This window comes from Streptomyces sp. NPDC002795, from assembly GCF_042888725.1.
Taxonomy (GTDB): Bacteria; Actinomycetota; Actinomycetes; order Streptomycetales; family Streptomycetaceae; genus Streptomyces.
In genome coordinates this window covers 121,065-144,841 of the sequence record NZ_JBIAQB010000005.1, presented here as the reverse complement: position 1 = coordinate 144,841, position 23,777 = coordinate 121,065, and the positions used below count along the sequence as shown (strand labels likewise).

The 23,777-nt window shown below is 70.8% G+C and carries 23 protein-coding genes; 13 read left to right on the top strand and 10 right to left on the bottom strand.

What is annotated here, in order from left to right; genetic code table 11:
- Positions 1-106: 106 nt before the first annotated feature.
- From ACFYWS_RS16690 to trpS, 3 genes are all read left to right on the top strand, one after another.
- Entirely contained in the window at positions 107-1,147 is a 1,041-nt protein-coding gene (locus ACFYWS_RS16690) for an NAD(P)-dependent alcohol dehydrogenase (protein ID WP_389276136.1), read from the top strand.
- Positions 1,148-1,225: 78 nt separating this feature from the next.
- Complete coding sequence (locus tag ACFYWS_RS16685) at positions 1,226-2,449, top strand: cytochrome P450 (protein WP_389276134.1); 1,224 nt, start codon at positions 1,226-1,228, stop codon at positions 2,447-2,449.
- A 189-nt stretch (positions 2,450-2,638) separates the two neighbouring features.
- Positions 2,639-3,709, top strand: coding sequence for a tryptophan--tRNA ligase (gene trpS, locus ACFYWS_RS16680; RefSeq protein WP_389276131.1), 1,071 nt, complete (start codon positions 2,639-2,641; stop codon positions 3,707-3,709).
- A 189-nt stretch (positions 3,710-3,898) separates the two neighbouring features.
- Here trpS and ACFYWS_RS16675 read toward each other — a convergent pair whose 3' ends face one another.
- Both ACFYWS_RS16675 and ACFYWS_RS16670 read right to left on the bottom strand, forming a co-directional pair.
- Positions 3,899-4,183: a zinc-ribbon domain-containing protein gene (locus ACFYWS_RS16675; protein WP_389276129.1), complete on the bottom strand. Its 285-nt coding sequence runs from the start codon at positions 4,181-4,183 to the stop codon at positions 3,899-3,901.
- A gap of 76 nt (positions 4,184-4,259) precedes the next feature.
- Positions 4,260-4,901, bottom strand: coding sequence for a MerR family transcriptional regulator (locus ACFYWS_RS16670; RefSeq protein ID WP_389276126.1), 642 nt, complete (start codon positions 4,899-4,901; stop codon positions 4,260-4,262).
- A gap of 118 nt (positions 4,902-5,019) precedes the next feature.
- On the opposite strand from ACFYWS_RS16670, the gene ACFYWS_RS16665 reads away from it, so the two are divergent.
- From ACFYWS_RS16665 to ACFYWS_RS16655, 3 genes are all read left to right on the top strand, one after another.
- Entirely contained in the window at positions 5,020-5,481 is a 462-nt protein-coding gene (locus ACFYWS_RS16665; protein ID WP_389276123.1) for a DUF4188 domain-containing protein, read from the top strand.
- Between the two features lie 112 nt (positions 5,482-5,593).
- Positions 5,594-6,085, top strand: coding sequence for a peptidylprolyl isomerase (locus ACFYWS_RS16660; RefSeq protein WP_326016988.1), 492 nt, complete (start codon positions 5,594-5,596; stop codon positions 6,083-6,085).
- Between the two features lie 162 nt (positions 6,086-6,247).
- Positions 6,248-7,570, top strand: coding sequence for a S28 family serine protease (locus tag ACFYWS_RS16655; RefSeq protein WP_389276119.1), 1,323 nt, complete (start codon positions 6,248-6,250; stop codon positions 7,568-7,570).
- A 3-nt stretch (positions 7,571-7,573) separates the two neighbouring features.
- On the opposite strand, the gene ACFYWS_RS16650 is transcribed toward ACFYWS_RS16655, so the two are convergent.
- The 5 genes from ACFYWS_RS16650 to ACFYWS_RS16630 all read right to left on the bottom strand — a co-directional run bounded on the left by ACFYWS_RS16650 (position 7,574) and on the right by ACFYWS_RS16630 (position 13,290).
- Positions 7,574-8,329 carry a ferredoxin reductase gene (locus ACFYWS_RS16650; RefSeq protein WP_389276116.1) on the bottom strand — a complete coding sequence of 252 codons (756 nt, stop codon included), beginning with the start codon at positions 8,327-8,329 and terminating at the stop codon, positions 7,574-7,576.
- Positions 8,322-8,933, bottom strand: coding sequence for a sulfite oxidase-like oxidoreductase (locus ACFYWS_RS16645; protein WP_389276113.1), 612 nt, complete (start codon positions 8,931-8,933; stop codon positions 8,322-8,324). Before ACFYWS_RS16645 ends, ACFYWS_RS16650 begins: the two co-directional genes overlap by 8 nt.
- Positions 8,930-10,222, bottom strand: coding sequence for an amidohydrolase (locus ACFYWS_RS16640; protein WP_389276110.1), 1,293 nt, complete (start codon positions 10,220-10,222; stop codon positions 8,930-8,932). Before ACFYWS_RS16640 ends, ACFYWS_RS16645 begins: the two co-directional genes overlap by 4 nt.
- On the bottom strand, positions 10,219-10,986 hold the full coding sequence (locus ACFYWS_RS16635) for a nucleoside phosphorylase (protein WP_389276107.1): 768 nt from the start codon (positions 10,984-10,986) through the stop codon (positions 10,219-10,221). The genes ACFYWS_RS16640 and ACFYWS_RS16635 overlap by 4 nt, the downstream gene beginning before the upstream one ends.
- A 96-nt stretch (positions 10,987-11,082) precedes the next feature.
- A complete protein-coding gene (locus tag ACFYWS_RS16630) occupies positions 11,083-13,290 on the bottom strand; it encodes an FUSC family protein (RefSeq protein WP_389277360.1) in 2,208 nt (735 codons plus the stop codon).
- A 259-nt stretch (positions 13,291-13,549) separates the two neighbouring features.
- On the opposite strand from ACFYWS_RS16630, the gene ACFYWS_RS16625 reads away from it, so the two are divergent.
- On the top strand, positions 13,550-14,785 hold the full coding sequence (locus tag ACFYWS_RS16625) for a hydrolase (RefSeq protein ID WP_389276104.1): 1,236 nt from the start codon (positions 13,550-13,552) through the stop codon (positions 14,783-14,785).
- Positions 14,786-14,819: 34 nt separating this feature from the next.
- On the opposite strand, the gene ACFYWS_RS16620 is transcribed toward ACFYWS_RS16625, so the two are convergent.
- Entirely contained in the window at positions 14,820-15,695 is an 876-nt protein-coding gene (locus ACFYWS_RS16620) for an SGNH/GDSL hydrolase family protein (RefSeq protein WP_389276101.1), read from the bottom strand.
- A 345-nt stretch (positions 15,696-16,040) separates the two neighbouring features.
- Here ACFYWS_RS16620 and ACFYWS_RS16615 point away from each other — a divergent pair, with 345 nt between their 5' ends.
- A complete protein-coding gene (locus ACFYWS_RS16615) occupies positions 16,041-18,437 on the top strand; it encodes an ATP-binding cassette domain-containing protein (protein WP_389276098.1) in 2,397 nt (798 codons plus the stop codon).
- 44 nt (positions 18,438-18,481) lie between these two features.
- On the opposite strand, the gene ACFYWS_RS16610 is transcribed toward ACFYWS_RS16615, so the two are convergent.
- The gene (locus tag ACFYWS_RS16610; protein WP_389276095.1) at positions 18,482-18,811 is read right to left on the bottom strand and encodes a hypothetical protein; all 330 of its coding nucleotides are present in this window, start codon (positions 18,809-18,811) and stop codon (positions 18,482-18,484) included.
- Positions 18,812-18,998: 187 nt separating this feature from the next.
- Here ACFYWS_RS16610 and ACFYWS_RS16605 point away from each other — a divergent pair, with 187 nt between their 5' ends.
- Positions 18,999-19,403, top strand: a complete 405-nt coding sequence (locus ACFYWS_RS16605; protein WP_389276093.1) for a tautomerase family protein — start codon at positions 18,999-19,001, stop codon at positions 19,401-19,403.
- A gap of 191 nt (positions 19,404-19,594) precedes the next feature.
- Here the strand turns inward: ACFYWS_RS16605 and ACFYWS_RS16600 are convergent, their stop codons facing one another.
- A complete protein-coding gene (locus tag ACFYWS_RS16600) occupies positions 19,595-19,969 on the bottom strand; it encodes an SDR family NAD(P)-dependent oxidoreductase (RefSeq protein WP_389277357.1) in 375 nt (124 codons plus the stop codon).
- On the opposite strand from ACFYWS_RS16600, the gene ACFYWS_RS16595 reads away from it, so the two are divergent.
- From ACFYWS_RS16595 to ACFYWS_RS16580, 4 genes are all read left to right on the top strand, one after another.
- A complete protein-coding gene (locus ACFYWS_RS16595) occupies positions 19,916-20,209 on the top strand; it encodes a TetR-like C-terminal domain-containing protein (protein ID WP_389277354.1) in 294 nt (97 codons plus the stop codon). The genes ACFYWS_RS16600 and ACFYWS_RS16595 overlap by 54 nt on opposite strands.
- A 69-nt stretch (positions 20,210-20,278) precedes the next feature.
- A complete protein-coding gene (locus tag ACFYWS_RS16590) occupies positions 20,279-20,803 on the top strand; it encodes a PadR family transcriptional regulator (protein ID WP_389276090.1) in 525 nt (174 codons plus the stop codon).
- Entirely contained in the window at positions 20,800-21,483 is a 684-nt protein-coding gene (locus ACFYWS_RS16585; RefSeq protein ID WP_389276087.1) for an ABC transporter ATP-binding protein, read from the top strand. Before ACFYWS_RS16590 ends, ACFYWS_RS16585 begins: the two co-directional genes overlap by 4 nt.
- A complete protein-coding gene (locus ACFYWS_RS16580; RefSeq protein ID WP_389276084.1) occupies positions 21,480-23,768 on the top strand; it encodes an FtsX-like permease family protein in 2,289 nt (762 codons plus the stop codon). The genes ACFYWS_RS16585 and ACFYWS_RS16580 overlap by 4 nt, the downstream gene beginning before the upstream one ends.
- Positions 23,769-23,777 lie beyond the last annotated feature (9 nt).

Below are 23,777 nucleotides of genomic sequence, written 5' to 3'. Positions count from 1 at the left end.
TCGGGGTCCCTTTTTGTGCGGGGCCTTTTTTGTGTGCGGGCGTGCGCACCATGAGTGCCTGGGGTTGCATGGGGTGGCGGGGGTCCAGCCACGAAGGAGCCCGAACATGAAGGCACTCCAGTACCGGTCCGTGGGAGCGGCGCCCGAGGTCGTCACCGTCCCCGACCCCGAGCCGGGCCCGGGGCAGGTCCTGCTGAAGGTCACCGCCGCCGGCGTCTGTCACTCCGACATCGCCGTGATGAGCTGGCCGGCCGAGAACTTCCCCTACGAACTCCCGCTGACCCTCGGGCACGAGGGCGTCGGCACCATCGCCGCGCTCGGCGCCGGGGTGACCGGTTTCGTGGAGGGCGACTCGGTCGCCGTGTACGGGCCGTGGGGCTGCGGCGCCTGCGCCAAGTGCGCACAGGGCAAGGAGAACTACTGTCTGCGCGCCGACGAGCTCGGCATCCGCCCGCCCGGACTCGGCGCGCCCGGCTCCATGGCCGAGTACATGATCGTCGACGACGCGCGGCACCTGACGCCGATCGAGGGCCTCGACCCCGTCGCGACAGTGCCCCTCACCGACGCGGGTCTCACCCCGTACCACGCCATCAAGCGCTCGCTGCCCAAGCTGATGCCGGGCTCGACCGCCGTCGTCATCGGCACCGGAGGCCTCGGCCACGTCGCCATCCAGCTGCTGCGCGCCATGACCGCATCCCGCGTCATCGCGCTCGACGTGTCCGAGGAGAAGCTCGCCTTCGCCCGGAGCGTCGGCGCCCACGAGGCGGTCCTGTCGGACTCGGCGGCCGCGGGCAAGGTCAAGGAGCTGACCGGCGGGCGCGGCGCCGAGGCCGTCTTCGACTTCGTCGGCGTGCAGCCCACCGTCGAGACCGCGGGCGCCGTCGCCGCCGTCGAGGGCGACGTCACGATCGTCGGGATCGGTGGCGGCACCCTGCCGGTCGGGTTCGGCGCCACGAACTTCGAGGTCAACGTCACCGCCCCGTACTGGGGCAGCCGCGCCGAACTCATCGAGGTCCTCGACCTGGCGCGGGCCGGCGCCGTCTCGGTGCACACCGAGACGTTCTCGCTCGACGACGCCCCCAAGGCGTACGAACTGCTGCACGACGGCAAGATCAGCGGGCGCGCGGTGATCTTGCCGCACGGCTGACACCGGAGGGGCTGTACGGGCTGACGGGCGGTCAATAGGCTGAGGTGTACCGCCCGTTACACCCCCACAGGGAGCCCCATGTCCACCGCGCAGGTCCCCGACATCCTCTCGCCGGAGTTCGCCGCGAACCCGTATCCCGTCTACCGCGCGATGCGCGAGACCGCCCCGCTGATCTGGCACGAGGCGACGCAGAGCTGGATCGTGTCGCGGTACGCCGATGTGGAGCGCGTCTTCAAGGACAAAGAGGCGACGTTCACCACCGCCAATTACGACTGGCAGCTCGAACCCGTGCACGGCAGGACCATTCTCCAGATGAGCGGCCGCGAGCACGCGGTGCGCCGCGCGCTCGTCGCGCCAGCCTTCCGCGGCAGCGAACTGCAGGACAAGTTCCTGCCCGTCATCGAGCGCAACTCCCGTGACCTGATAGACACGTTCAGGGACACCGGCTCGGCCGACCTCGTCGCCGACTACGCCACCCGCCTGCCGGTCAACGTCATCGCCGACATGCTCGGCCTCGACAAGGCCGACCACGCCCGCTTCCACGGCTGGTACACCGCCGTCATCAACTTCCTCGGCAACCTGGCGGGCGATCCGGACGTCGCCGCGGCGGGGGAGCGGACCCGCGTCGAGTTCGCGCAGTACATGATCCCGGTCATCCAGGAGCGCCGTGAGAACCCCGGCGACGATCTGCTCTCGACGCTGTGCGCCGCCGAGGTCGACGGGGTGCGGATGAGCGACGAGGACATCAAGGCGTTCTGCAGTCTGCTGCTCGCGGCGGGCGGCGAGACCACCGACAAGGCGATCGCCAGCATCTTCGCCAACCTGCTGGCGAACCCCGACCAGTTGGCGGCCGTGCGCGCGGACCGCTCCCTGATCGCGCGGGCCTTCGCCGAGACGCTGCGCGTCACCCCGCCCGTCCACATGATCATGCGCCAGTCCGCCGTCGACGTGGAGCTCACCGGCGGCACCGTCCCGGCCGGGGCCACCGTCACCTGCCTCATCGGCGCGGCGGGCCGCGACGAGAGCCGGTACAAGGACCCGGACCGCTTCGACCTGTTCCGCGAGGACCTGACCACCACGACCGCGTTCTCGGCCGCCGCCGACCACCTCTCCTTCGCGCTGGGCCGGCACTTCTGCGTCGGCGCGCTGCTCGCCAAGGCGGAGGTGGAGACCGGGGTGAACCAGCTCCTCGACGCGATGCCCGATGTGCGGCTCGCCGAGGGCTTCGACCCGGTCGAGCGGGGCGTCTTCACCCGCGGGCCGCAGGCGCTGCCGGTGCGGTTCACGCCCGTGGGCTCCTGACCGGCACGGTCCTTCAGGTGTACGCTTGCGTCATGCATCGATCTTCGTGCCTGAACTGGTGGCGCCTCACTTAGAGGCGGCCGCACACTCAAGCACGTAAAGGGCCGTCCGCGGACGGCCCTTTCTCATGCCCTCCCACCGGAGGTCGCGCCGTCCCGAGGACGCCCGTGACCCAGGGGAGAAACCACCATGAGCAGCACAGCCGACGCCCTCGGCACCTCCGCCGCGCGGGAACGCGGCGCGGAGCTGGAGCAGCTGATCCGCAAGGACCCCGGACAGTTCCGCATCCTCACCGGGGACCGGCCCACCGGGCGCCTGCACCTCGGGCACTACTTCGGCACCCTGCACAACCGCGTCCGGCTCCAGGACCTCGGCGTCGAGACCTTCGTCCTGATCGCCGACTACCAGGTCCTCACCGACCGCGACATCGCCGAGAACCTCACCGGACACGTCGAGGAACTGGTCCTCGACCACCTCGCCATCGGCATCGACCCCGAGCGCTCCACGATCTTCACGCACAGTGCCCTGCCGGCCCTGAACCAGTTGCTCCTGCCGTTCCTCAGCCTCGTCTCCGTCGCCGAACTCGGCCGCAACCCCACCGTCAAGGACGAGATCGCCCACTCCCGGCAGTCCGCGGTGAGCGGCCTGATGTTCACCTATCCCGTGCACCAGGCCGCCGACATCCTCTTCTGCAAGGCGAACCTCGTCCCCGTGGGCCAGGACCAGCTGCCGCACCTGGAGGTCACCCGCACCGTCGCCCGCCGCTTCAACGACCGCTACGGCAACGGCACTCCGGTCTTCCCGCAGCCCGAGGCCCTGCTGTCCACGGCGCCGCTTCTGCTCGGCACCGACGGCACCAAGATGAGCAAGTCCCGCGGCAACGCCATCGCCCTGTCCGCGACACCCGACGAGACCGCGCGCCTCATCCGCGGCGCCAGGACCGACGCCGAGCGCCGCATCACGTACGACCCGCAGGCCCGCCCCGAGGTCTCCTCGCTCGTCCTGCTCGCCGCCCTGTGCGAGGGCGCCGACCCGGACGCGGTGGCGCGGGAGATCGGCGACGGGGGCGCCGCCGCGCTCAAGCGGCGCGTCACGGAGTCCGTGAACGAGTACCTCGCGCCGATCCGGGCCCGCCGCGAGCGCTACGCGCAGGACCGTGGCCTGGTCAGGGACGTGCTGCGGGCCGGCAACGAGCGGGCGGGCGCGATCGCCGACGTGACGCTCAGGGAGGTGCGGACCGCCATGAACGCCGACTACTGACGGGGGCACAGAAAGCCGCCGGGACGATTCTTTCCGCGGCGTGCATGCCCGGCGCGATCCCGGGCAGCAGGAGAACAGACGCTCAAGCTGCCCACCCCCCCCCGGGCGCTCGAGCCTGTGGCCCTGTCGCCCCCTCTCCCCCCTGGGAGGCGGCAGGGCCACCTTTTTGTCGCCGCCCGGCTCGGGTGACTAGCCTTGGTGGTGCTGCTGTTGCTGCTGCGGCGACCCGGCCTGCGGACCGGCGGCCTGCGCGAGCATTCCGTCGACGTGGTCCTTGGGCACCTGGTGCGCGGCGCCGCAGAACGTGCACTGCGCCTGGTACTTCGTCGAGATCGGAAACAGCGGGACGAAGAACAGCGTGAACTTCGTGACGAACTTCCGCAGCGTGTGCGCCGCGGGGTTGCCGCAGCTTCCGCAGACGAAGGTGAGGATCGCGAGCTGGTACGCGTAGCCCCGCGTGCCGAAGATGATCATTGGGTCCCTCCCGTTGTGTGTCCGCCGCAGAGCGTCCGGCGTCCCGCCGTCATCGTATGTGGCGCTCCCCTGGGCCTCACAAGCCGTAGCGGCGCGTGGAGTGCTCCTCCTGGGCGAGCCGGCGCAGCGCGAGCAGCAGGGGGTCGTAGAGGACCGCCGACGCGACCGCCAGCTCGACCTTCTCGGAGTCGTCCTCGTAGGTGTCGAGTTGGTCCAGGTCCAGCTGGGCCACCTCCTCCATGAGGTGTGCGTACTGCGCGAGGGTCTCGGCCCCGCGCGAGAAGCCGAGGCGGGTCAGTGTGACGATCGTGGTGACCAGGGTGCGGTAGGTGGGGGAGAGGGCGCCGATCTCGCGCGCGTTGTGCCAGCCCATGTCGCCGAGGAACCGGTCGACCGCTCCGGACACCTCCACCGTCAGCGGGTCGTCCGCGGGTGCCTCGGGCGGCTGCGGCATCGCCCACAGCGCGGCGCCGAGGCGGAAGGTCGTGCCAAGCGACTCGTCGTCCACGTGCCCGAGCACCTCCCGCACCGTGGCCACCGGGATCCGTCCGATCTGGATCATCGCCCTGATCAGGCCGAGCCGCCGCAGATGCGCCTCGCCGTACGCGGCCTGGGTGGCGCTGATCCGCTCTCCCTGCGGCAGCAGGCCCTCCCGCAGGTAGTACTTGATCGTGCCGACCGGCACCCCGCTGCGCTCGCTCAACTCTGCCAGTCGCATGCCTTGTGCCCCTCCTTGGAAAGTGCCACTATCCAAACACGAGTCAGGGGATCGGGGGACTCCTGACTCTCTACCAAATGCCCCACAGATCGGGGGAGTTGTGTTCACGAAACCGCACATGGGCCGGACGACGGCGGCCGCCGACGGTGACCTCGTGCTCTTCGTCGTCGGCATGCGGATCAACCGGTTCCGGGCGCTGCACCGCTGGCTCCCGGTGATGTACGCGATGCCCATGATGCTCAGGGATCTCGGCAAGGATCGCACGGCCGGACTGCTCCACCACGTCCTCGGCACCTCGGACCCGCGCAACTTCTACGTCATCCAGTACTGGGAGTCGAAGGAGAAGCTGCTCGCCTACGCGGCCGCCTCCGACAATCGGCACCGCTCCTGGTGGGCCCGCATGAACCGGTACGTCCGCAAGGGCAAGGGGCACGTGGGCATCTGGCACGAGACCTACATCGTGCCCGCGGGCTCGTACGAGACGATCTACGGAGACATGCCCGCGCACGGCCTCGGCAAGGCGTACGGCGTGCGACCGCTGGGTGAGGGCGTGCAAGCGCGCGACCGGCTCGCGGTCTGAACGTATCCGCCCCGCAAGCGGAGCGTCACACAGCGTACGAATGGCGTACGAAAACAGCCATCCCGACGGGCCGAATCGGCAATCCGGGGTTCGTGATGAAAGGATTGCGTCCATGGCAATCAAGACCTACTTCGACATCACGATCAACGACGAGCCCGCCGGGCGGATCACGTTCAACCTCTACGAGGACGTCGTCCCGAAGACCGCGGAGAACTTCCGTGCCCTGTGCACGGGCGAGAAGGGCTTCGGCTACGCCGGCTCGTCCTTCCACCGCGTCATCCCGCAGTTCATGCTGCAGGGCGGCGACTTCACCGCCGGGAACGGCACGGGCGGCAAGAGCATCTACGGCGAGAAGTTCGCGGACGAGAACTTCCAGCTCAAGCACACCAAGCCGGGCCAGCTGTCCATGGCCAACGCGGGCCCGAACACCAACGGCTCGCAGTTCTTCATCACCACCATCGTCACCGACTGGCTGGACGGCAAGCACGTCGTCTTCGGCGAGGTCGAGGACGGCATGGAGCTCGTGAAGAAGATCGAGTCCCTTGGCTCGCGCAGCGGCTCCACCGCCGCCAAGATCACGATCGCCGAGTCCGGTCAGCTCTGACCCAGGCCGACCATCCGGCGCAGGAGCCGGGACCCCGCCCAGGGGTCCCGGCTCCTCGCATTTCCACCGCGATCCCAACTCCCGGGCGGGCGCCGCGGGTTAGGGTCTCGGTCGGTGGATCACCGATCCGCCGCACCGTTTCCTCGACCCAGGGAGGCACCCGTGCGCCTGCGCACCATACCCACGCTGCTGCTGTCCGCCGGCCTCACGGCGGGCGCCCTCGCCGCCACCGCGGCCCCGGCGACCGCCGCCCCCGCCTCGTTTGAGGACCAACTGCGGGCCCTGCCCGGAGTGAGCGTCACCGGCGTCACCGACAAGGAGGGCTTCCCGCTCTACTCCCTGTCGATCACGCAGCCGGTCGACCACGCCAGACCCGGCCTCGGCACGTTCCAGCAGCGCTTCACGCTCTGGCACAAGTCGACGGCCAAGCCCGTCATCTTCTACACCGGCGGCTACGGACTGTCCTCCACGACCCGCGAGCCCACCACCCTCCTCGACGCCAACCAACTCAGCGTCGAGCACCGCTTCTTCGGCCCCTCCGTGCCGTCCGGCGGCACCCCCTGGGGCAAGATGACGGTCCAGCAGGAGGCCGCCGACGAGCACGGCATCGTGCGGGCCGTGCGGCCGCTGTACGAGAAGACGTCGAAGTGGCTGGCCACCGGCGGCTCCAAGGGCGGCATGACCGCCACGTACCACTACCGCTTCCACCCCAAGGACTACGACGGCGTCGTCGCCTACGTCGCCCCGAACGACGCCAACAACAACGACGACAGCGGCTACGAGAACTTCTTCAAGAACGTCGGAACCCAGCAGTGCCGCGACGCGCTCGCCGCCGTGCAGCGCGAGATGCTCGTGCGCCGCGACGCCCTGCTGCCCAAGTTCGAGAAGACCGCGAAGGACGAGGGCTACACCTTCACCAACACCCTCGGAACGACCGACCGGGCCTACGAGTTCGCGGTCCTCGACCAGGTGTGGAACTTCTGGCAGTCCGGGTCCGTCGACGACTGCCCGACCGTGCCCGACGCGAAGAAGGTCTCCGACGACGACCTCTACAAGTGGTCCCTCGACCACGGTCTGTCCATCTACGAGGACTCCACGCTCGGCGCCAACAGCTCGGGCCCCTACTACCGGCAGGCCGCCGCCCAACTCGGCTGGGCCGACCTGAAGTTCAAGAACCTCAAGGGTGTGCGCCACTACCCGGACATCTACCAGCCGAACTCGGTGCTGCCCGCCGACATGCGCACCAGCTACGACGGCGCCGTCATCAAGGGCGTCGACAAATGGGTGAGCACGAAGTCCCAGCGCATGCTGTTCGTCTACGGGCAGAACGACCCGTGGAGCGCGGAGCAGTTCACGCCCAGCAAGCGCGATTCGTACAAGTACGTCGTGCCGAAGTCCAACCACGGTGCCCGGATCTCCGCGCTGCCCGCGAACGAGCGGGACGCGGCCACGGCGACGATCAAGCGGTGGGCCGGAGTCCGGTAGGCGTCACCCGAAGCGCTCGATGCGGATCCGGTCCACCGGCTGACCGAGGCCGACCAACAGCTGCGAGGCGTGCTCGGCAAAGGAGTTGGAGCCGCACACGTACGCCTCCCACTCGGGCGCACCTTCGGTGAAGCACGGCGCCAGATGGTCCGCGGCCAGTCGCCGGTGCTCGCCCTCACGGGTGAGCACCGGTGTCGTCTCGGCCCCGTACTCATCGGCGTAGATCAGGTCCGCACGCGTGCGTGCCGACACGAACAGGCGCAGCGGGACGGCCAGTTGTCGCTGCCGGTGGTGACGGATCATCGACATCAGCGGCACGACACCCGACCCCGCGCCGAGCAGCAGCGCCGGCCGGTCGCCCGGCCACGCGAAGAAGCCGCTGAGCGGGCCGCGCATCTCCACCTCGTCGCCGACCCGCGCCCCGGTGTGCAGAAAGCCGGAGACCTCGCCGTCCACGACGTGGTCGAGGGTCAGCTCGATGTGCCCCGAGTCGTCGGGCGCCGACGCCAGCGAGTAGTGGCGCTGGGCCGCGTAACCGTCCTCGGCTGTCAGCCGCAGCATCAGATGCTGGCCCGGCAGATGCCCCTGCCAGCCGGGCACCGCGAAGCGGAACGTCGACGCGTTCGCCGTCTCGCGGCGGATCTCGGTGATGACGGCACGCTGCCAGAGCGCGGCGCCCTGGCCCGCGGCGATGCGGCCGGGCACGGCGAACCGGGTCGGCGGCGTGAAGGTGGTCGTCTGCGGCACGGTCTCAGTCACCTGCGTATCGCTGTTCTTCCCAGGGGTTGCCCCGCGCGTGGTACCCGTTCTGCTCCCAGAAACCGGGCTCGTCGTGACCGAGGAGCCGAAGGCCCGCGACCCATTTCACGCTCTTCCAGAAGTAGAGGTGCGGCACCAACAGGCGGGCGGGGCCGCCGTGTTCGGTCGGCAGCGGCTCGTCCTCGTAGGTGAACGCGAGCCACGCCTTGCCGCCCGTCACATCGGCGAGCGGCAGATTCGCCGAGTACCCGGTGTGCGAGTACGCCATGATGTGTGTCGCCTCGGGGGAGGGGCGCACGGAGTCGAGGAAGGTGTCGAGCGAGACACCACCGAAGCGCACCCCGAACTTCGACCAGGTCGTCACGCAGTGGATGTCCCCGCTGTACGCGGCCGGGGGCAGCGCCTGCGCCTCGTCCCACGTCCAGGTGCGATCCTCGGCGACCAGGCCGTCGATCGTGAACGTCCAGTCCTCGCGGTCGAGTTGGGGCGTCACCTCGGCGGACAGCACCGGCCAGTCGTCGCCCGCGTCGTACTGGCCGGGCGGCAGGCCGGGGTTGTGGACGCGGGGGCGGCCGACGAAGCCTCGGGTGGGGTGGCCGGTCATGCGAGGGCCTCCAGATCGGCGAGGACCGCGCCCTCGTCGAGAGTCGTGAGCGTACGGCCCCGCATAAGGACCCTGCCATCGACGACAGTGTCCCGCACGTCGGAGGCCTGCGCGGCATAGGCGAGCATCGCGTACGGGTCGTGGCGGGGCGTGAGATGCGGCCGGTTCACGTCGAGGACGATCAGGTCGGCGCGCTTGCCCGCCTCCAGGGAGCCGAGCTCGGCGCCGAGGCCCAGGGCGCGGGCGCCCTCGATGGTCGCCATGCGCACGGCCTGCTCGGCGTTCACCGCCGTCGGATCGCCGTCGGCCTTGTGCACGAGCGCCGCCTGCCGCACGGCGGCAAGCACATCGAGCGTGTTCGAGCTGACGGCGCCGTCCGTACCGAGACCGACGGTGACACCCGCGCTCAGCAGCCGCGGCACCGGCGCGATGCCGCAGCCCAGCTTCAGGTTCGACACCGGACAGTGGGCGACCGATGCGCCCGCACGGGCGATCGCCGCGATCTCGCCGCCGGTCAGGTCCACGGCGTGCGCGAGCACCACGTCGGGGCCCAACAGACCGAGATGTTCGAGGAGTTCCACGGGCCGCCTGCCGTGCGCCACCTCGACGCTCGCGACCTCCGCGGCGTTCTCCGCCACGTGCAGGTGGATGAGCGCACCGAACTCACGGGCCAGCGCGAAGCACTCGACGAGCTGCTCGGGGGAGAGGGTGTACGTCGAGTGCGCGAACAGGACCGGGCGGGTGCCCGCGGGGCGCGCTGCCAGGTCCTGGCGCGCCCACTCCAGACGCTCCTTGTACGGCCGCCCGTCCGGCGGCTCGGGGACGTCCATGAACAGCGGCCCGGTGTGCAGCCGCCAGCCCGCCGCGCGCGCGGCCTCCTCGGCGGCCTCGTGGAACCAGTACATGTCGAGCGCGGAGGTCACCCCGGCGCGCAGGCTCTCCGCGACGGCCACGCGGACGGCGGAGGCGACGGTACCGGGGTCGAGGAGGCGCGCCTCCGCGGGGATGACACGGCCCAGGAACTCCTGGAGCGTCACGTCGTCCGCGGCGCCGCGCAGCAGCGTCATCGCGAGGTGCGTGTGCGTGTTGATCAGGCCGGGGAGGACGAGGCCGCCGGACGCGTCGAGGGTGTCGGTGGCGGTGTGGCTCGCGCGCAGCTCGTCGGCGGGGCCGACCGCCACGATCTCGCCGCCGCGCACGGCGACCGCGCCGTCGGTGAGCACCGTCGACGCGTCGTCGACGGTGAGGACGGTGCCGCCGTGCACCAGCAGATCGACGGACTCGGTCACAGTTGCTCCTCCGTAAGTATGCGAAGCGCCTCCAGGGCCACGACGCTGCCGCGCGCGACGCCCTCCGCTACGACCTCGCGGTGCGGGTCGTAGCCGCCGGTGCTCTCGTGGTCCACCAGGTTGTCCGCGTTCACCCCGTCGACGACGAGCACGGCACCCGCGACGAGGCCGCGCAGTGACGCAGTGACGAACAGCGCGGACACCTCCATCTCGATCGCCGCGAGGCCCGCCCCGTCGTACTGGTTCAGCGGGATGAGCCCTGGTTGGAACGCCGCCCGCGTCCACACGATTCCCCGGTGGTGCGGCGCCCCCGCCTCCCGTGCCGCCCGCGTCAGGGCGAGCACGGCCTCCGGAGTGGACACCGCCGGGTACTCGGCGGGCACCAGCTGGCCGGTCACGCCGTCGTCGCGCACCGCGGCCTCCGCGACGACCAGGTCGCCGTCGCCGATCCCGGGCCGCATCGCACCCGCCGTACCGAACCGTACGAACGTCTTCACACCCGCGTCCGCCAGCTCCTGGAACAACAGGATCGCGCCGGGCCCGCCGACGCCGTGCGAGGCGACGACGACCGGCATCCCGCGCCACGTCCCGCTGAACGTGCGGTACTCGCGGTTGTACGACACCTCCACGGCGTCGTCGAGCAGCGCGGCGACGGCCGCTGCGCGCTCCGGATCGCCCACGACGACGGCGCGCGGCGGCAGCCCCGTACGCGGAATTCGGCTCAGCGGGAGCAAGGAGTGGGGATCGGGTGCGTGGGCACTCACGAGGTGGCTCCAGTCATGCGTCGGCGCGGCATCGGGTTGTGAGGGGATCCGGAGATCGTATCCCCAGGTCGGAGCGGGTCCGAAGGCAGACCCCGGCTATGTGCGCTGTCCCACGGACACGCCGAGCGGCCGGGCCAGACCGGAGATCCCCTCGTCGAGCCGCTGAAGGTGACGCAGCACACGGAACGTCACGGTGTTCGCGGCCGGCACCCCCAGGCCGTCCGTCTCCAGCATCGCCGCGATGCTCGCACCGGACTCGACGGTTCCCGTCGTGTCCTCGTCATTGACCTGAGCGAGCAGCACGTCGATGTTGTGCGCGATGCGCCGCGCCGCCCTGCCGAGCCGCGGATCGGCCGCCACATGCTTGCTGTACGGGACGAGCTCGGCGGTCGCCGCCAGGGAACGCGCGTGGTACGCCGACGTCTCCAGGAGCGCCACCAGATAGCGCACGGTCTGCCGCCGCTCGCGCTGCGGGGCGATCGCGTGGGTCAGCGGCTTGGTGGACGCGCGCAGGTCGTCCAGCGCGGTGTCCAGGTCCCGCGCCCGGTCGAGCAGATCCGCGGCCGGGCCGCCGCTGAGCTGCTCCACCGCGCCCGCCACGACATCGCCCAGCCGCTCGAGCACGGTGGCGAGCAGCTCGTCGGTGCGCCGGTCGGTACGCACCGGAAGCACCAGCACCGCCGCGATGATGCCGCACGCCGCACCGAGCGCGGTCTCCTCGATGCGCAGCACCAGCACGTCGAAGCTGTAGGTGTTCAGAAGTGTGTACAGCAGGCCCAGCATCGCCGTCACGAAGAACGACATCAGCGCGTACGACAGCGGGGCGGTGAAGAACGCGGCGAACACGCAGAGCAGCACCAGGACGAACGCCAGCCACGTGTGATTGCCGACCGCCCCCGCGAGCAGCACCCCGGCGAGCACACCGAGCACGGTGCCGAGGACACGGCGATAGCCCTTGATGACGATCTCGCCCGTGGACGCGGTGTTGAGGAAGACGACCCAGCAGGTCAGGACCGCCCAGTACCAACGCTGACTGGAGAGGAACTCGCCGCCGACGATCGCGAGGCCGGAGCCGACGGCGACCTGGAAGGCGGCGCGGGTGGTGGGCCTGTCGAGGCCCGAGCGGTCGGCCTCTTCCTCCGCTCCCCCCTCTTCGGACCCCTTCTCCGTGCTGGTCAGGGCGACGGTGCCGGTGATGGACATGTCCTCCGCCTCCAGCTCCTCACGCGAACGCGTCGTGGCGGGGGAGTCGTCGGACTCGTCCTGCGGGCCGTCGAGCGCGATCCGCAGACCCATCACCGCGCGGGCCGCCTCACCGATACCGCGGAACACGTCCTGCACGGCGAGCGTGGCACCCGGAGGCATCCGCTCCTCGTCTCGGTAGCCGAGCAGACGGTTGCGGATCTGGGAGACGGCCGTGCCCCGGTTGGCGTCGGCGGGGCGCGTCACCATCAGGTGCAGGGCGCCCAGATCACGGCGGAGGGTGGCGGTGGCCTCGTCCTCCTGCCGCAGCAGCTTGCCCATCGCGGGCGCGGGCGCGTGCGGGAGGTGCAGCGTCAGGGTGTCGGCACGTTCGGAACTGCGCGCGTTCAACAGCAGCATGCCGAGGCGCTCGGCGGAGATCTCCGCGTCGGCCACACGGCGCTGGATCAGCGAGGCGGTCGCCGCGTCGCTGGTCCCGTCCTCCAGCCGTCCCTGGATCATCAGCGCCGTCTCGTGCAACCGCGAGGTGTGGTGCCGCAGATCGTTCAGTACGTCGTCCAGATCCTCCGGCGCGGCGTCGAGAAGCCTCGTCTGCGCGGTCACCAGCTGAGCGAGCCGCGCCCTGAACGCCCCGCGCAGCCGATCGAGCACGCGCTGCGGCGTCTCCGGCACCAGCGCGAAGCGGGCCACCGCGCTGCACACGAACGCCACCGCCAACGTGCCCGCGAGAACCGGCAGTTGATCGGGGGTCGCGTTCACGAACAGCGACACGAAGTAGACCTGGAAACCCATGAGGCCAAGGGCCGTGCCCCGGTCGCCGAACCGGCGGAAGTAGACCGCGCCGAAGATCAGCGCGATGAAGAAGAGATCACCGGCGACGACCCTGCTGTGCAGCAGCGCGCCGAGGATCACAGCGGCGAGCGCCACCGGGAATCCCCACGCGAGTGTGATCGCCTGCCCTCGCAGGTTCTTCTCACGGATCGCGAACGTGCTCACCATCGCCGCCATCGCGCCCGCGACCATGTGTGTCACGTCCGTGCCGAGGAGCGCGAGCACGGCGAGCGTCAGGCCGATGGCCGCGACGATCCGCAGCCCGGCCATCAGGCGCAGCAGCCCAGGATCGGATGCGATGAAGCGGTCCCAGGTGTCCCGCGGCCGTCGCGCCACCAGTGCTCACTCCAAGATCGGTCCGTCGGCGTCGCTCCCGAGCATACGAGGAGGTGGGCGCGCCCTTGACACGAGTATCGACAGGTGGACGGCCCCCGACCTGGTCACATGGTGACTTCTGGGGGATTTCCCCCAACGACAAGTGGAGGGCAGCCGGATGGTGCGCCGGGCGTCGGCCCGCGAATCTTGAGCCATGGACGATCTCGGCAGGAATTCGATGGGCAGGCCGACCCGGCGGGGCGTACTCGCGGCCGGCGCGGCGCTGTTGACGATGGGCGCGGTGCCGGCGGTGGCAGCCGCGCCGCAGCGGGTGCGGCTGCGGTTACCGGCTCCCAGTGGCCCGCACCCGGTGGGCAGGGTGGCGCTGCGCCTGGTGGACCGCTCCCGCCGCGACCCGTGGACGGCGGCTCCCGCGCGGGAGTTGATGGTGGATGTGCGCTACCCGGCGCGCACGGTGGCCGGACACGGGCGGGCGCCGCAGATGACGAGTGGGGAGGCGGCGGGCTTCGACCGGCTCAACAACTTCGCGGGGCTGCCCGCCGGCCGCGTCGACTGGGCGGCCACGCGCACGTTCGCCCACACCGCGGCGCCCCTCGACCGTCGCGAGGCGCACCCCGTGGTGCTGTACTCGCCGGGGGTCGTGGACCCGCGCTCCCTGGGCACGACACTCACGGACGACCTGGCGTCGCGCGGCTATGTGGTGATCGCCATCGACCACCCCTACGACGTGTCGGCCGTGGAATTCCCCGATGGGCGCGTGGCCGTCTCGCGGCTCCCGCAGGAGTTCGAGAAGGCGCAGGGGTCCGGTCCGGCCGCGGTGTCCGCGCTTTTGAAGAAGACGGCGGCCGTACGCGTCGCCGATGCCCGCTTCGTCCTCGACGTGGTGCAGCGGGCCTTCGACACACACCGGCTGCGCAGGGCGCCGGTCGGCATGTTCGGGCAGTCCGCGGGCGGCTTCGCCGCGTTGCAGGCCCTGCACGACGACGAGCGGCTGGCCGCGGCCGCGAACCTCGACGGCGTGCTCGCGTACGTCCAGGACGACCATGACGAGGGCGGCCTGTCCACCGTCGCGGCCGAGGGCGTGGACCGGCCGGTGCTTCTGATGGGCAGCGAGGGAAACGACCGGACGAGCGTCCCCTCCTGGCGGGAGCTGTGGCGGCACAGCTCCGGATGGCGACGCGACCTGACCCTGCGCGGCTCCCGGCACGCCACGTACACGGACGCGACGACCCTGCTGCCGCAGATCGCGGCCCGCCTCGACCTGCCGCGCGAGACACTGACGCAGTGGGTGGGCACGGTGCCCACCCACCGGGCGGTCGCGGCTCAACGGTCGTATCTCGCGGCCTTCTTCGACCGATGGCTGCGCGGCGGGCGCGGCGCGCTCCTGGACGCGCCGTCGCCGAAGTACCCGGAGATCGCCTTCATATGAAGCCGGCTCCGCGGCCCGGGGTGTGGCCCGGGGTTCAGTGCATCCCGAGCGCGCCCATCGTGGCGTCGGCCATCGCCGACTCGCCCAGCGCGTTCGGGTGCACGGGGACGAAGTTGGTGCCGAAGAGTGCCGGTTCGACCCAGCGGGTGCCGATCGGCTTGCAGGCGTCGTGGCCCTCCGAGGACTGGGAGAAGTCCACATAGGTCGCGCCGGTCTCGCTCGCCGCGCGCTGCACCGCGCCGTTGAGGTGGGTCTGGATGTCGCGCACGTACGGCACGTCGCCGGAGGCGATCGGCATCTTCACGAAGCAGCCCTTCTGCGCGGTCGCCGGCATGATCCACGGATAGCCGAGGACGGCGACCTTCGCGTTCGGCGCCTTGTTCTTGACCGCTTGGAGCGCGGACTTCACCGCCGGGTACGTCTTGGTGTCGATGTCGTTGCTGAACTTGTCGCCGTGCAGGGACTTGCACGGGTGGCCCTGGCCCGCGGAGGCGAGCCCGGCGGTGGCGCAGGACAGGATCGTGTTGATGAAGGTGCTGTTGTCGTTGCCGCCGATGGTCAGGGTCACCAGGTCGGTGTCCTGGCCGAGCGCGTCGAGCTGTGGTGCCACGCCCGGGTACTGGGAACCGGCGAAGTCCTTCGTCTGCGCGGCGCCGCACGTGACGTCCTTGAGCGTGGCGCCGGTGCGCTTGGCGATGACGTGCGGGTAGTTGGCGGTGGAGCGGGCGCACAGCGGACTGGCCTTCGGGTCGAGCGGGAGCACGCCGGAAGCGGCGCTGTAGCTGTCGCCCAGGGCGACGTAGGAGAGGGGCTCGGGGGCCGCGTGGGCCGGCGCGGTGAGGGTGACGAGGGCGGCGCCGGTCGTGGCCGCAAGGGCGGTGAGTCTGCCGCTGAACGCGCGGATCGCCATCTGATACTCCTTCGAGGCCTTCGGAATCTGCGGAACGGGGTCGGGGCGTGACCAAGTTCCGTTTGAGGCAAGGGGGTTCAGCGCGCTGGTAGTTGAAGCTACCGACGAGTTTGAATTTGAGTCAATAGGTGTGCACAGGGTCGTGACCAGGGGAGAGTCGTGCAACACCGGGTTGTCAGTGGTGCTCGATAGCCTCACAGAAGGACGGCAGAGCCGTCGGCAGGCCATCCCGGCGTGTTCACCGATTGCGGTGGCGGGGGCCGCGCGGACGGCGACAATCGAACACACCGATTCGAGACAGGCGACGCCGAGCACTCCCAGGCGGCCCCGGACGATGGAGACATGATGAGCAAGGTCGCGAGGACGGGGACACCGTCGGCACCGTCGCACCCCGCGGACAGTCACGACCTGATCCGCGTGCACGGCGCGCGGGAGAACAATCTCAAGGACATCAGCATCGAACTGCCCAAGCGGCGCCTGACGGTGTTCACCGGGGTCTCCGGGTCGGGCAAGAGCTCGCTGGTGTTCGACACGATCGCCGCCGAGTCACAGCGGATGATCAACGAGACGTACAGCGCCTTCCTCCAGGGCTTCATGCCGACGCTCGCGCGGCCCGAGGTCGACGTGCTGGACGGCCTGACCACCGCGATCACCGTCGACCAGCAGCGGATGGGCTCCGACCCGCGCTCCACGGTCGGCACCGCCACGGATGCCAGCGCGATGCTGCGCATCCTCTACAGCCGGCTCGCCAAGCCGCAGATCGGGGGGCCCGGCGCCTACTCCTTCAACGTCGCGTCGGTCTCGGCACAGGGCGGATTCACGGTCGACCGGGGCGCGGACAAGAGCAGGACCGAGAAGGTGTCCTTCAGCCGCACCGGCGGCATGTGCACCCACTGCGAGGGCCGGGGCACGGTCTCGGACATCGACCTGGCCCAGCTCTTCGACGACTCCTTGTCGCTGAACGAGGACCCGTTCTCCATCCCCACGTACACCGGGGACGGCTGGGTGGTGCGGGTCATCAGGGACTCGGGCTTCTTCGACCCGGACAAGCCGATCCGCAAGTACACCAAGAAGGAGCGGCACGACTTCCTCTACCGCGAGCCCACCAAGGTCAAGATCAGTGGCGCCAATCTCACCTACGAGGGCCTGATCCCGAAGCTCCAGAAGACCTTCCTGTCCAAGGACCGGGAGTCGATGCAGCCGCACATCCGGGCCTTCGTGGACCGGGCGGTCACCTTCCAGACCTGCCCCGACTGCGAGGGCTCCCGGCTCAGCGAGCTGGCCCGATCCTCGAAGATCAAGCGCAAGAGCATCGCCGACCTGTGCGCGATGGAGATCAGGGACCTGGCGGAGTGGGTGCGCGCCCTCAAGGAGCCCTCGGTCGCCCCGCTGCTCGCCAAGCTGCGGCACACCCTGGAGTCGTTCGAGGAGATCGGCCTAGGCTATCTCTCGCTCGACCGGGCGGCGGGCACGCTCTCCGGCGGCGAGGCACAGCGCGTCAAGATGATCCGCCACCTCGGCTCCTCGCTCACCGACGTCACCTACGTCTTCGACGAACCCACCATCGGCCTGCACCCGCACGACATCCAGCGGATGAACAACCTGCTCCTGAGGCTGCGCGACAAGGGCAACACCGTGCTGGTCGTGGAGCACAAGCCGGAGGCCATCGCCATCGCCGACCACGTCGTGGACCTCGGCCCCGGCGCCGGCACGGGCGGCGGCAGCGTCTGCTTCGAGGGCACCGTCGAGGAGCTGCGCGCCAGCGACACCATCACCGGCCGCCACCTCGACGACCGGGCCGCGGTCAAGGACACCGTGCGCGAGCCCACCGGCAAGCTCGCGATCCGCGGGGCGAACGCGCACAACCTCAAGGACGTCGACGTCGACATCCCGCTCGGGGTGCTCACGGTGATCACCGGCGTCGCGGGTTCCGGCAAGAGCTCGCTCGTGCACGGCTCCATCCCCGCCGAAGACGGCGTGGTGGCGGTCGACCAGACCCCGATCCGCGGCTCACGGCGCAGCAACCCGGCCACGTACACGGGGCTGCTCGAGCCGATCCGCAAGGCGTTCGCGAAGGCCAACGGCGTGAAGCCCGCGCTGTTCAGTGCCAACTCGGAGGGCGCCTGCCCCACCTGTAACGGCGCGGGCGTGGTCTACACCGACCTGGGGATCATGGCGAGCGCGGCCGCCACCTGCGAGGAGTGCGACGGCAAGCGGTTCGAGGCCTCGGTGCTCGACTACCACTTCGGGGGCAAGGACATCAGCGAGGTGCTCGCGATGCCGGTGACCGAGGCGGTGGAGTTCTTCGGCGCGGGGGAGGCGCGTACTCCGGGCGCGCACAAGATCTTGGAGCGGCTCGCGGACGTCGGGCTCGGCTACCTCACCCTCGGCCAGCCGCTGACGACGCTCTCCGGTGGCGAGCGGCAGCGCCTCAAGCTCGCCGTGCACATGGCCGGCAAGGGGGGCGTCTACGTCCTGGACGAGCCGACCACGGGTCTGCACCTGGCGGACGTCGAGCAACTGCTCGGGCTGCTCGACCGGCTCGTGGAGTCCGGTAAGTCGGTCATCGTCATCGAGCACCACCAGGCCGTGATGGCACACGCCGACTGGATCATCGATCTGGGCCCCGGCGCGGGACATGAAGGCGGCAAGATCGTCTTCGAGGGAACGCCCGCCGACCTCGTCGCCGACCGCTCCACCCTCACAGGCGAGCACCTGGCGCAGTACGTGGGCGGCGCCTGACCGGGCGGCCGCCGACCGACCGGGAGGGCCGGCCGCGGTCGCGGTCAGCCCTCCTGCGTGGGGGCGGGGGGCTGCTGGGCCTGAAGGGCCTGCGGGAAGTGCGGGGCCTGCGGCGCGTGCTGCTGGCCCTGGGGCGCCTGCGTCTGGTCGGGGCCGGTGGGCTGGGGAGCCTGGTGGTCCGGCTGGTCCTGGAAGGGCTGCGGGGGCTGGGGAGCCTGCTGGGCCCCGGGGGCCTCCGCGTGCCCGAAGTCGAGCACGCCTTCCGCGGTGCGCTCGGCCTTGTGTGCGGCCTCGCGCGCGTCGGCGAGCACATCACCGTGCTCGTCGACGAGTCGGTCGTAGATGGGCGCCGGGGCAGTAGACGGTGCGGGCACGGGAAGAGCTCCTGGTCGTCGAGGTACTGATGTCACCCTGCGGGTGAACAAAAGGGGACCCTACGTCGATCAGGTGACGTGGGTACATCCGGGGTGGGGTTGAGGAGCCAGAAACTGTAACTACTAGTATGTACGACAACGGTGTCGAGACTCGCCGCGTTCCAGCCCTCTACAAAGGAGTACGCCCGTGCCGCTCGTCCGCATCGACGCCCTGAAGGCGGACGGTGAACGCCTCCACGCGCTGGGGCGCGCCGTCCACGAGGCCCTCGGGGAGACGCTCGGCTTCCCGAGCGACGACCTGTTCCAGGTGCTCACCAGTCACGACGGAGTGCGCGGCACCCTCCGCTACGGCGACTACCTCGGGGTGCGGCGCGACGACGACGTGGTGTTCGTAGGGATCACCCTGCGGGCCGGGCGGCCCGACGAACAGAAGCGGGCGCTGTACCGGCGGATCGCCGAGCTCGCGCACGCCTACGCGGGGACCGAGCCGCGCAATGTGCTCGTCACGATCACCGAGAACCAGTCGATCGACTGGTCCTTCGGCGAGGGCGTCGCCCAGTACGCGCCGGCCGAAGTGGACGGTCGGCGCTGAGTCGTCGGGGCGTTCCGCGGGGCGGGGCTCGGTACTGCTCGGACTGGCCGCGGTCGATCGGGACGACCGTGGCGTTGATGAGGACGCCTCGTCGGAGAGCAGGAGGGCCACGAGGTTCGCGACCTCCTAGGGGCGCCCGAAGCGCTTCATCGGGTTGGTGCTGACGAACTGGCGGCCCGCCTCCTCCCAGTTCACCGGGTCGAGAGTTCACCGGGTCGAGCTGCTGGAGGGAGCCCCCGGCCATGGGCGTCATGATCGCGCCCGGCGCGATGGCCTTCACCCTGCTCGCGCATGGCGGTGAGGACGTGCTTGAGGCCGAGGAAGACGCCCCGGAGGTTGATGTCGACGACGCGCTGGAACTCGTCGCTGCCGAACTCCTCGGTGAGGTCCTGCTTGCCCTCGATGGCCGCGTTGTTGAAGAAGGTGTCGATCCGGCCGTAGGCCCGCGTGGTCTCGGCCACGTAGCGCGCGACCTCGTCCGCACCCTGACGCTGCTCGGTGACCCGGGCGTCGTGGCCGGTGCGCTCGTCGAGCGCGGCGAGGCGGGCCGTGCGGAACTGCGGGATCTTCTGGCGGCCTGGAGCGAACCGGGGGCCGTGCTGCTGCGACGCGATATCGGACGGGGTGAGCTGCCCGCAGGACTCGACACCGGCGCGGTGGTCGACAGCTGGCTCGGCTACGCGCTGTACCACGTGGTCTTCCTTGAGAGCGCGCCGACCGACGCGGATCCGGCCGGCCTCGTCGACGCGCTGCCGTACACGGCGCGAGAGGTCTGGCGGGCCCAACTGTGCGGCAGGAGCAGGTAGTTGATCGACTGTCAGTCACGCTTATCGGCGTATTGACCGGGCGTATACACCCGGCGTATACACCGAGGTATGACCGTTCCTCTGGCGCTACTGGGGCTCCTCGAACGTGAGTCGAGCCACGGCTATGACCTCAAGCGGAACTACGACACCTACTTCGGCCGCGGCAAGCCACTGCCCTACGGCCAGGTCTACTCGACGCTGCGCCGCCTCGCCCGGGACGGGAAGGTGGCGGTCGGCGAGTCCGAGCCGGGGGAAGGGCCGGACCGCAAGCGGTACATGATCACCGACAGTGGGGTCACGCAGGTGGAGGCCTGGCTCACGGAGCCCGTCGCCCCCGAACAACACCTGCAGTCCGTGCTGTTCACCAAAGTCGTCCTCGCCCTGCTTCTGGAGCGGGACGCCCAGGCGTACCTCGACACCCAGCGCGCCGCCCACATGCTGCGGATGCGCGAGCTGACCGACCTGCGCCGCACGGGGGGTCTTGTCGACAGGCTGCTGGCCGACCACGGCCTCTTCCACCTCGAAGCCGATCTGCGCTGGATCGACATGACCGTGGCCCGGCTCGGCGTCCTCGCGACGGAGGTGCGGTCATGAGTCTCGTCGAAGCACGCGACGTGGTGCTCTCGTTCGGCAGCACCCCCGCCCTGCGGGGCGCCGAACTGTCCGTGGCACAGGGCGAGATCGTCGCGGTGACGGGTCCCAGCGGCTCCGGGAAGTCGACGCTGCTGCACTGCCTCGCGGGAATCCTGGTACCCGACGAGGGTGAGATCCACTACGACGGGCGGCGCATCGACGCCCTGCGGGAGACCGAACGCAGCGCACTGCGCCGCGACCGCTTCGGCTTCGTCTTCCAATTCGGTCAGCTCGTGCCGGAGTTGACGGCCGAGGAGAACGTGGCGCTGCCACTGCTCCTGGCACGCGGCCGTCGGGCCACCGCGCTGCGCGAGGCCCGCGCCTGGTTCGAACGGCTCGGCCTGGAAGGTCTCGAAGGGCGCAGGACGGGCGAGTTGTCCGGAGGGCAGGCCCAACGCGTCGCACTGGCGAGGGCGTTGGTCGCCAGGCCGCGGGTGCTCTTCGCCGACGAACCCACCGGGGCCCTCGACTCGCTCACCGGCGAACAGGTGATGGACCTGCTGGTCGGCTCCGCCCGCGAGCAGGACACCACCGTCGTCCTCGTCACCCACGAGCCGCGCGTCGCCGCGTTCGCCGACCGGGAGGTCATCGTCCGCGACGGCAGGGTGACACCGCTCTCCGTCGATTGGGCCGCCTCATGATCCGGCTCGCGCTCCGCCTCACCGTCGCGGGCGGCCGCGAGGCCCTGGTGCGGCTGACCGTGATCGCCATCGCGGTGGCGGTGGGCGTCGCCCTGCTGCTCTCCACGCTCGCCGCCATCGAGGCGACCCGGACCCAGAACGACCGCAACGCCTGGCTGAACACCGGCGCCGAATTCACCGCCGGCCGGGGCGCCAAGGCCGCGGGCGCCGACCCGCTGTGGTGGCTGCTGCGGGCCGACCACTACGACGGCGGGCTCATCGGCCGCGTCGACGTGGCGGCCACCGGGCCGAACGCGCCGGTGCCCCCGGGCCTGTCGCGCCTCCCGGGCCCCGGCGAGCACTACGTCTCCCCGGCCCTCGCCGAGCTGCTGCGCGCCACGCCCGCGGGGGAGCTGGCGGACCGCTACCCCGGCCGCCGCGCGGGCACGATCGGCAGGTCCGCGCTGCCGGGGCCCGACTCGCTGATCGTGGTGGTCGGCCACCGCCCCGGCGAACTGGCGGGGAAGGAGGGCGCCCGACGCGTCACCACCATCGAGACCCGATCGCCCAGCAGCTGCAGCGGCCCCAACTGCGACGTCGCCGCCGGTATCAACGCCGATGGCATGGCGCTCATCCTCTCCGTGGTCGCCCTGGCGCTGATCTTCCCCGTGCTGATCCTGACCGGCACGGCGAGCCGCCTCGCCGCCGCACGCCGCGAGCAGCGTTTCGCCGCGATGCGGCTGGTCGGCGCGACACCGGGCCAGGTGTCACTGATCTCCACCGTCGAGTCCGCGGTCGCCGCCGTCGCGGGTACGGCGATGGGCTTCGCCCTCTGGTACGCCCTGCGGCCCCTGGTGGCGCGGGCTGATCTCACCGGCACCCCGTTCTTCACCGCGGACATGTCGCTCGGCGTGGTCGACGTGCTGAGCATCGCGGTGGGCGTGCCGCTGGCCGCGGCGCTCGCCGCACGGGTCGCGCTGCGCCGCGTGCGGGTCTCGCCGCTCGGCGTCACCCGCAGGACCACGCCCCGCCCGCCACGGGCCTGGCGGCTGATCCCGGCCGCGCTCGGCATCGGGCAGCTGTGGTGGGTCATCGGACGCGTTCCCGAGGACAGCTCGGGCCAGATACTCGCCTTCGTCCCGGGCATCCTGCTGATCCTGGTCGGCGTCGTCCTCGCGGGCCCGTGGCTGACGATGGCCGGAGCGCGGCTGCTGGTCCGGTTCACCCGGCGGCCGGCGCTGCTCGTCGCGGGGCGGCGTCTCGCGGACGACCCGAAAGCCGGGTTCCGCGCGGTCAGCGGTCTCGTCCTCGCACTCTGTGTCACCAGTACGGCGGTCGGGATCATCACCTCGGTGGTCGCGGAGAGCGGAGTGCCCGAGGACAAGACGGCGCTCGGCAGCTCGGTGGTAGGCGATTACGACCGGCAGTTCGAGGACAGGCCCACGCGGAAACCCCCGGCAGCGCTGCCCGCCGCGGCCCGGTCGGAGCTGGCGTCCGTGCCCGGCGTCCACAGCGTCATGGTGGTCCGCACGAATCCGCTCGGCACCCCGGACCCCACCGAGCCGAACCCGCCGAAGGGGGAGCGGCCCATCCTGGCGGGCCTGGTCTCCTGCGCCGAGCTGGCGCGGATGCCCGCACACAACCGGTGCCCGGCGGGAGCCCGGGCCACCGCGATCCCACCGGACTTCTCCCGCCTCGGTGTGCGGGAGGACCGGGCCTGGCCCGCCGTCTGGCCCGCGGCGAAGATCAGCCCGCAGCGCCTGGAGTCCCTGCCGGTGAGCGAGATCATGGTGACAACGGACGGCTCCACCGCCGCGATCGAGCGCGTCCGCACGCTCCTCACCGCGGCGTACCCCGACGAACTGCCGCCGTACACCGTCGCCGAGGACCACGCGCAGCGGTGGGACGACATCGCGGGTTACCGGCAACTGGCCACCGTCGTCATCGCGATGAGCTTCCCGATCGCCGGATGCAGCCTGGCGGTCGCCGTCGCCGGCGGGCTCAACGAACGCAAGCGCCCCTTCGCCCTGATGCGACTGAGCGGAGTGCCGCTGAGCACACTGCGCCGGGTGGTGCTCCTGGAGAGCGCCGCGCCGCTGCTGATCGTCGCGGTGCTCGCCATCGGGACGGGCTTCCTCACCGCGCAATTGTTCCTGCAAGCGCAGTTCGGCCACTCGATACGAGCGCCGGGGGCGGGCTACTACGGCCTGACCCTCGCCGGAATCGTCGTCTCGCTCGCCGTCATCGCCTCCACGCTGCCGCTGCTGCGGCGGATCACGGGTCCGCAGACGGCGCGCAACGACTGACGCCGCGGT

What these genes read in the sequence shown, in the direction of transcription:
- ACFYWS_RS16690 (WP_389276136.1), top strand. Translation starts at nt 107, where the DNA reads ATGAAGGCACTCCAGTACCGGTCCGTGGGAGCGGCGCCCGAGGTCGTC.
- ACFYWS_RS16675 (WP_389276129.1), bottom strand. Translation starts at nt 4,183, where the DNA reads ATGATCATCTTCGGCACGCGGGGCTACGCGTACCAGCTCGCGATCCTC.
- ACFYWS_RS16615 (WP_389276098.1), top strand. Translation starts at nt 16,041, where the DNA reads ATGAGCAAGGTCGCGAGGACGGGGACACCGTCGGCACCGTCGCACCCC.
- ACFYWS_RS16590 (WP_389276090.1), top strand. Translation starts at nt 20,279, where the DNA reads ATGACCGTTCCTCTGGCGCTACTGGGGCTCCTCGAACGTGAGTCGAGC.
- ACFYWS_RS16660 (WP_326016988.1), top strand. Translation starts at nt 5,594, where the DNA reads ATGGCAATCAAGACCTACTTCGACATCACGATCAACGACGAGCCCGCC.
- ACFYWS_RS16670 (WP_389276126.1), bottom strand. Translation starts at nt 4,901, where the DNA reads ATGCGACTGGCAGAGTTGAGCGAGCGCAGCGGGGTGCCGGTCGGCACG.
- ACFYWS_RS16585 (WP_389276087.1), top strand. Translation starts at nt 20,800, where the DNA reads ATGAGTCTCGTCGAAGCACGCGACGTGGTGCTCTCGTTCGGCAGCACC.
- ACFYWS_RS16620 (WP_389276101.1), bottom strand. Translation starts at nt 15,695, where the DNA reads ATGGCGATCCGCGCGTTCAGCGGCAGACTCACCGCCCTTGCGGCCACG.
- ACFYWS_RS16645 (WP_389276113.1), bottom strand. Translation starts at nt 8,933, where the DNA reads ATGACCGGCCACCCCACCCGAGGCTTCGTCGGCCGCCCCCGCGTCCAC.
- ACFYWS_RS16580 (WP_389276084.1), top strand. Translation starts at nt 21,480, where the DNA reads ATGATCCGGCTCGCGCTCCGCCTCACCGTCGCGGGCGGCCGCGAGGCC.
- ACFYWS_RS16630 (WP_389277360.1), bottom strand. Translation starts at nt 13,290, where the DNA reads ATGGCCGGGCTGCGGATCGTCGCGGCCATCGGCCTGACGCTCGCCGTG.
- ACFYWS_RS16665 (WP_389276123.1), top strand. Translation starts at nt 5,020, where the DNA reads ATGGGCCGGACGACGGCGGCCGCCGACGGTGACCTCGTGCTCTTCGTC.
- ACFYWS_RS16625 (WP_389276104.1), top strand. Translation starts at nt 13,550, where the DNA reads ATGGACGATCTCGGCAGGAATTCGATGGGCAGGCCGACCCGGCGGGGC.
- trpS (WP_389276131.1), top strand. Translation starts at nt 2,639, where the DNA reads ATGAGCAGCACAGCCGACGCCCTCGGCACCTCCGCCGCGCGGGAACGC.
- ACFYWS_RS16685 (WP_389276134.1), top strand. Translation starts at nt 1,226, where the DNA reads ATGTCCACCGCGCAGGTCCCCGACATCCTCTCGCCGGAGTTCGCCGCG.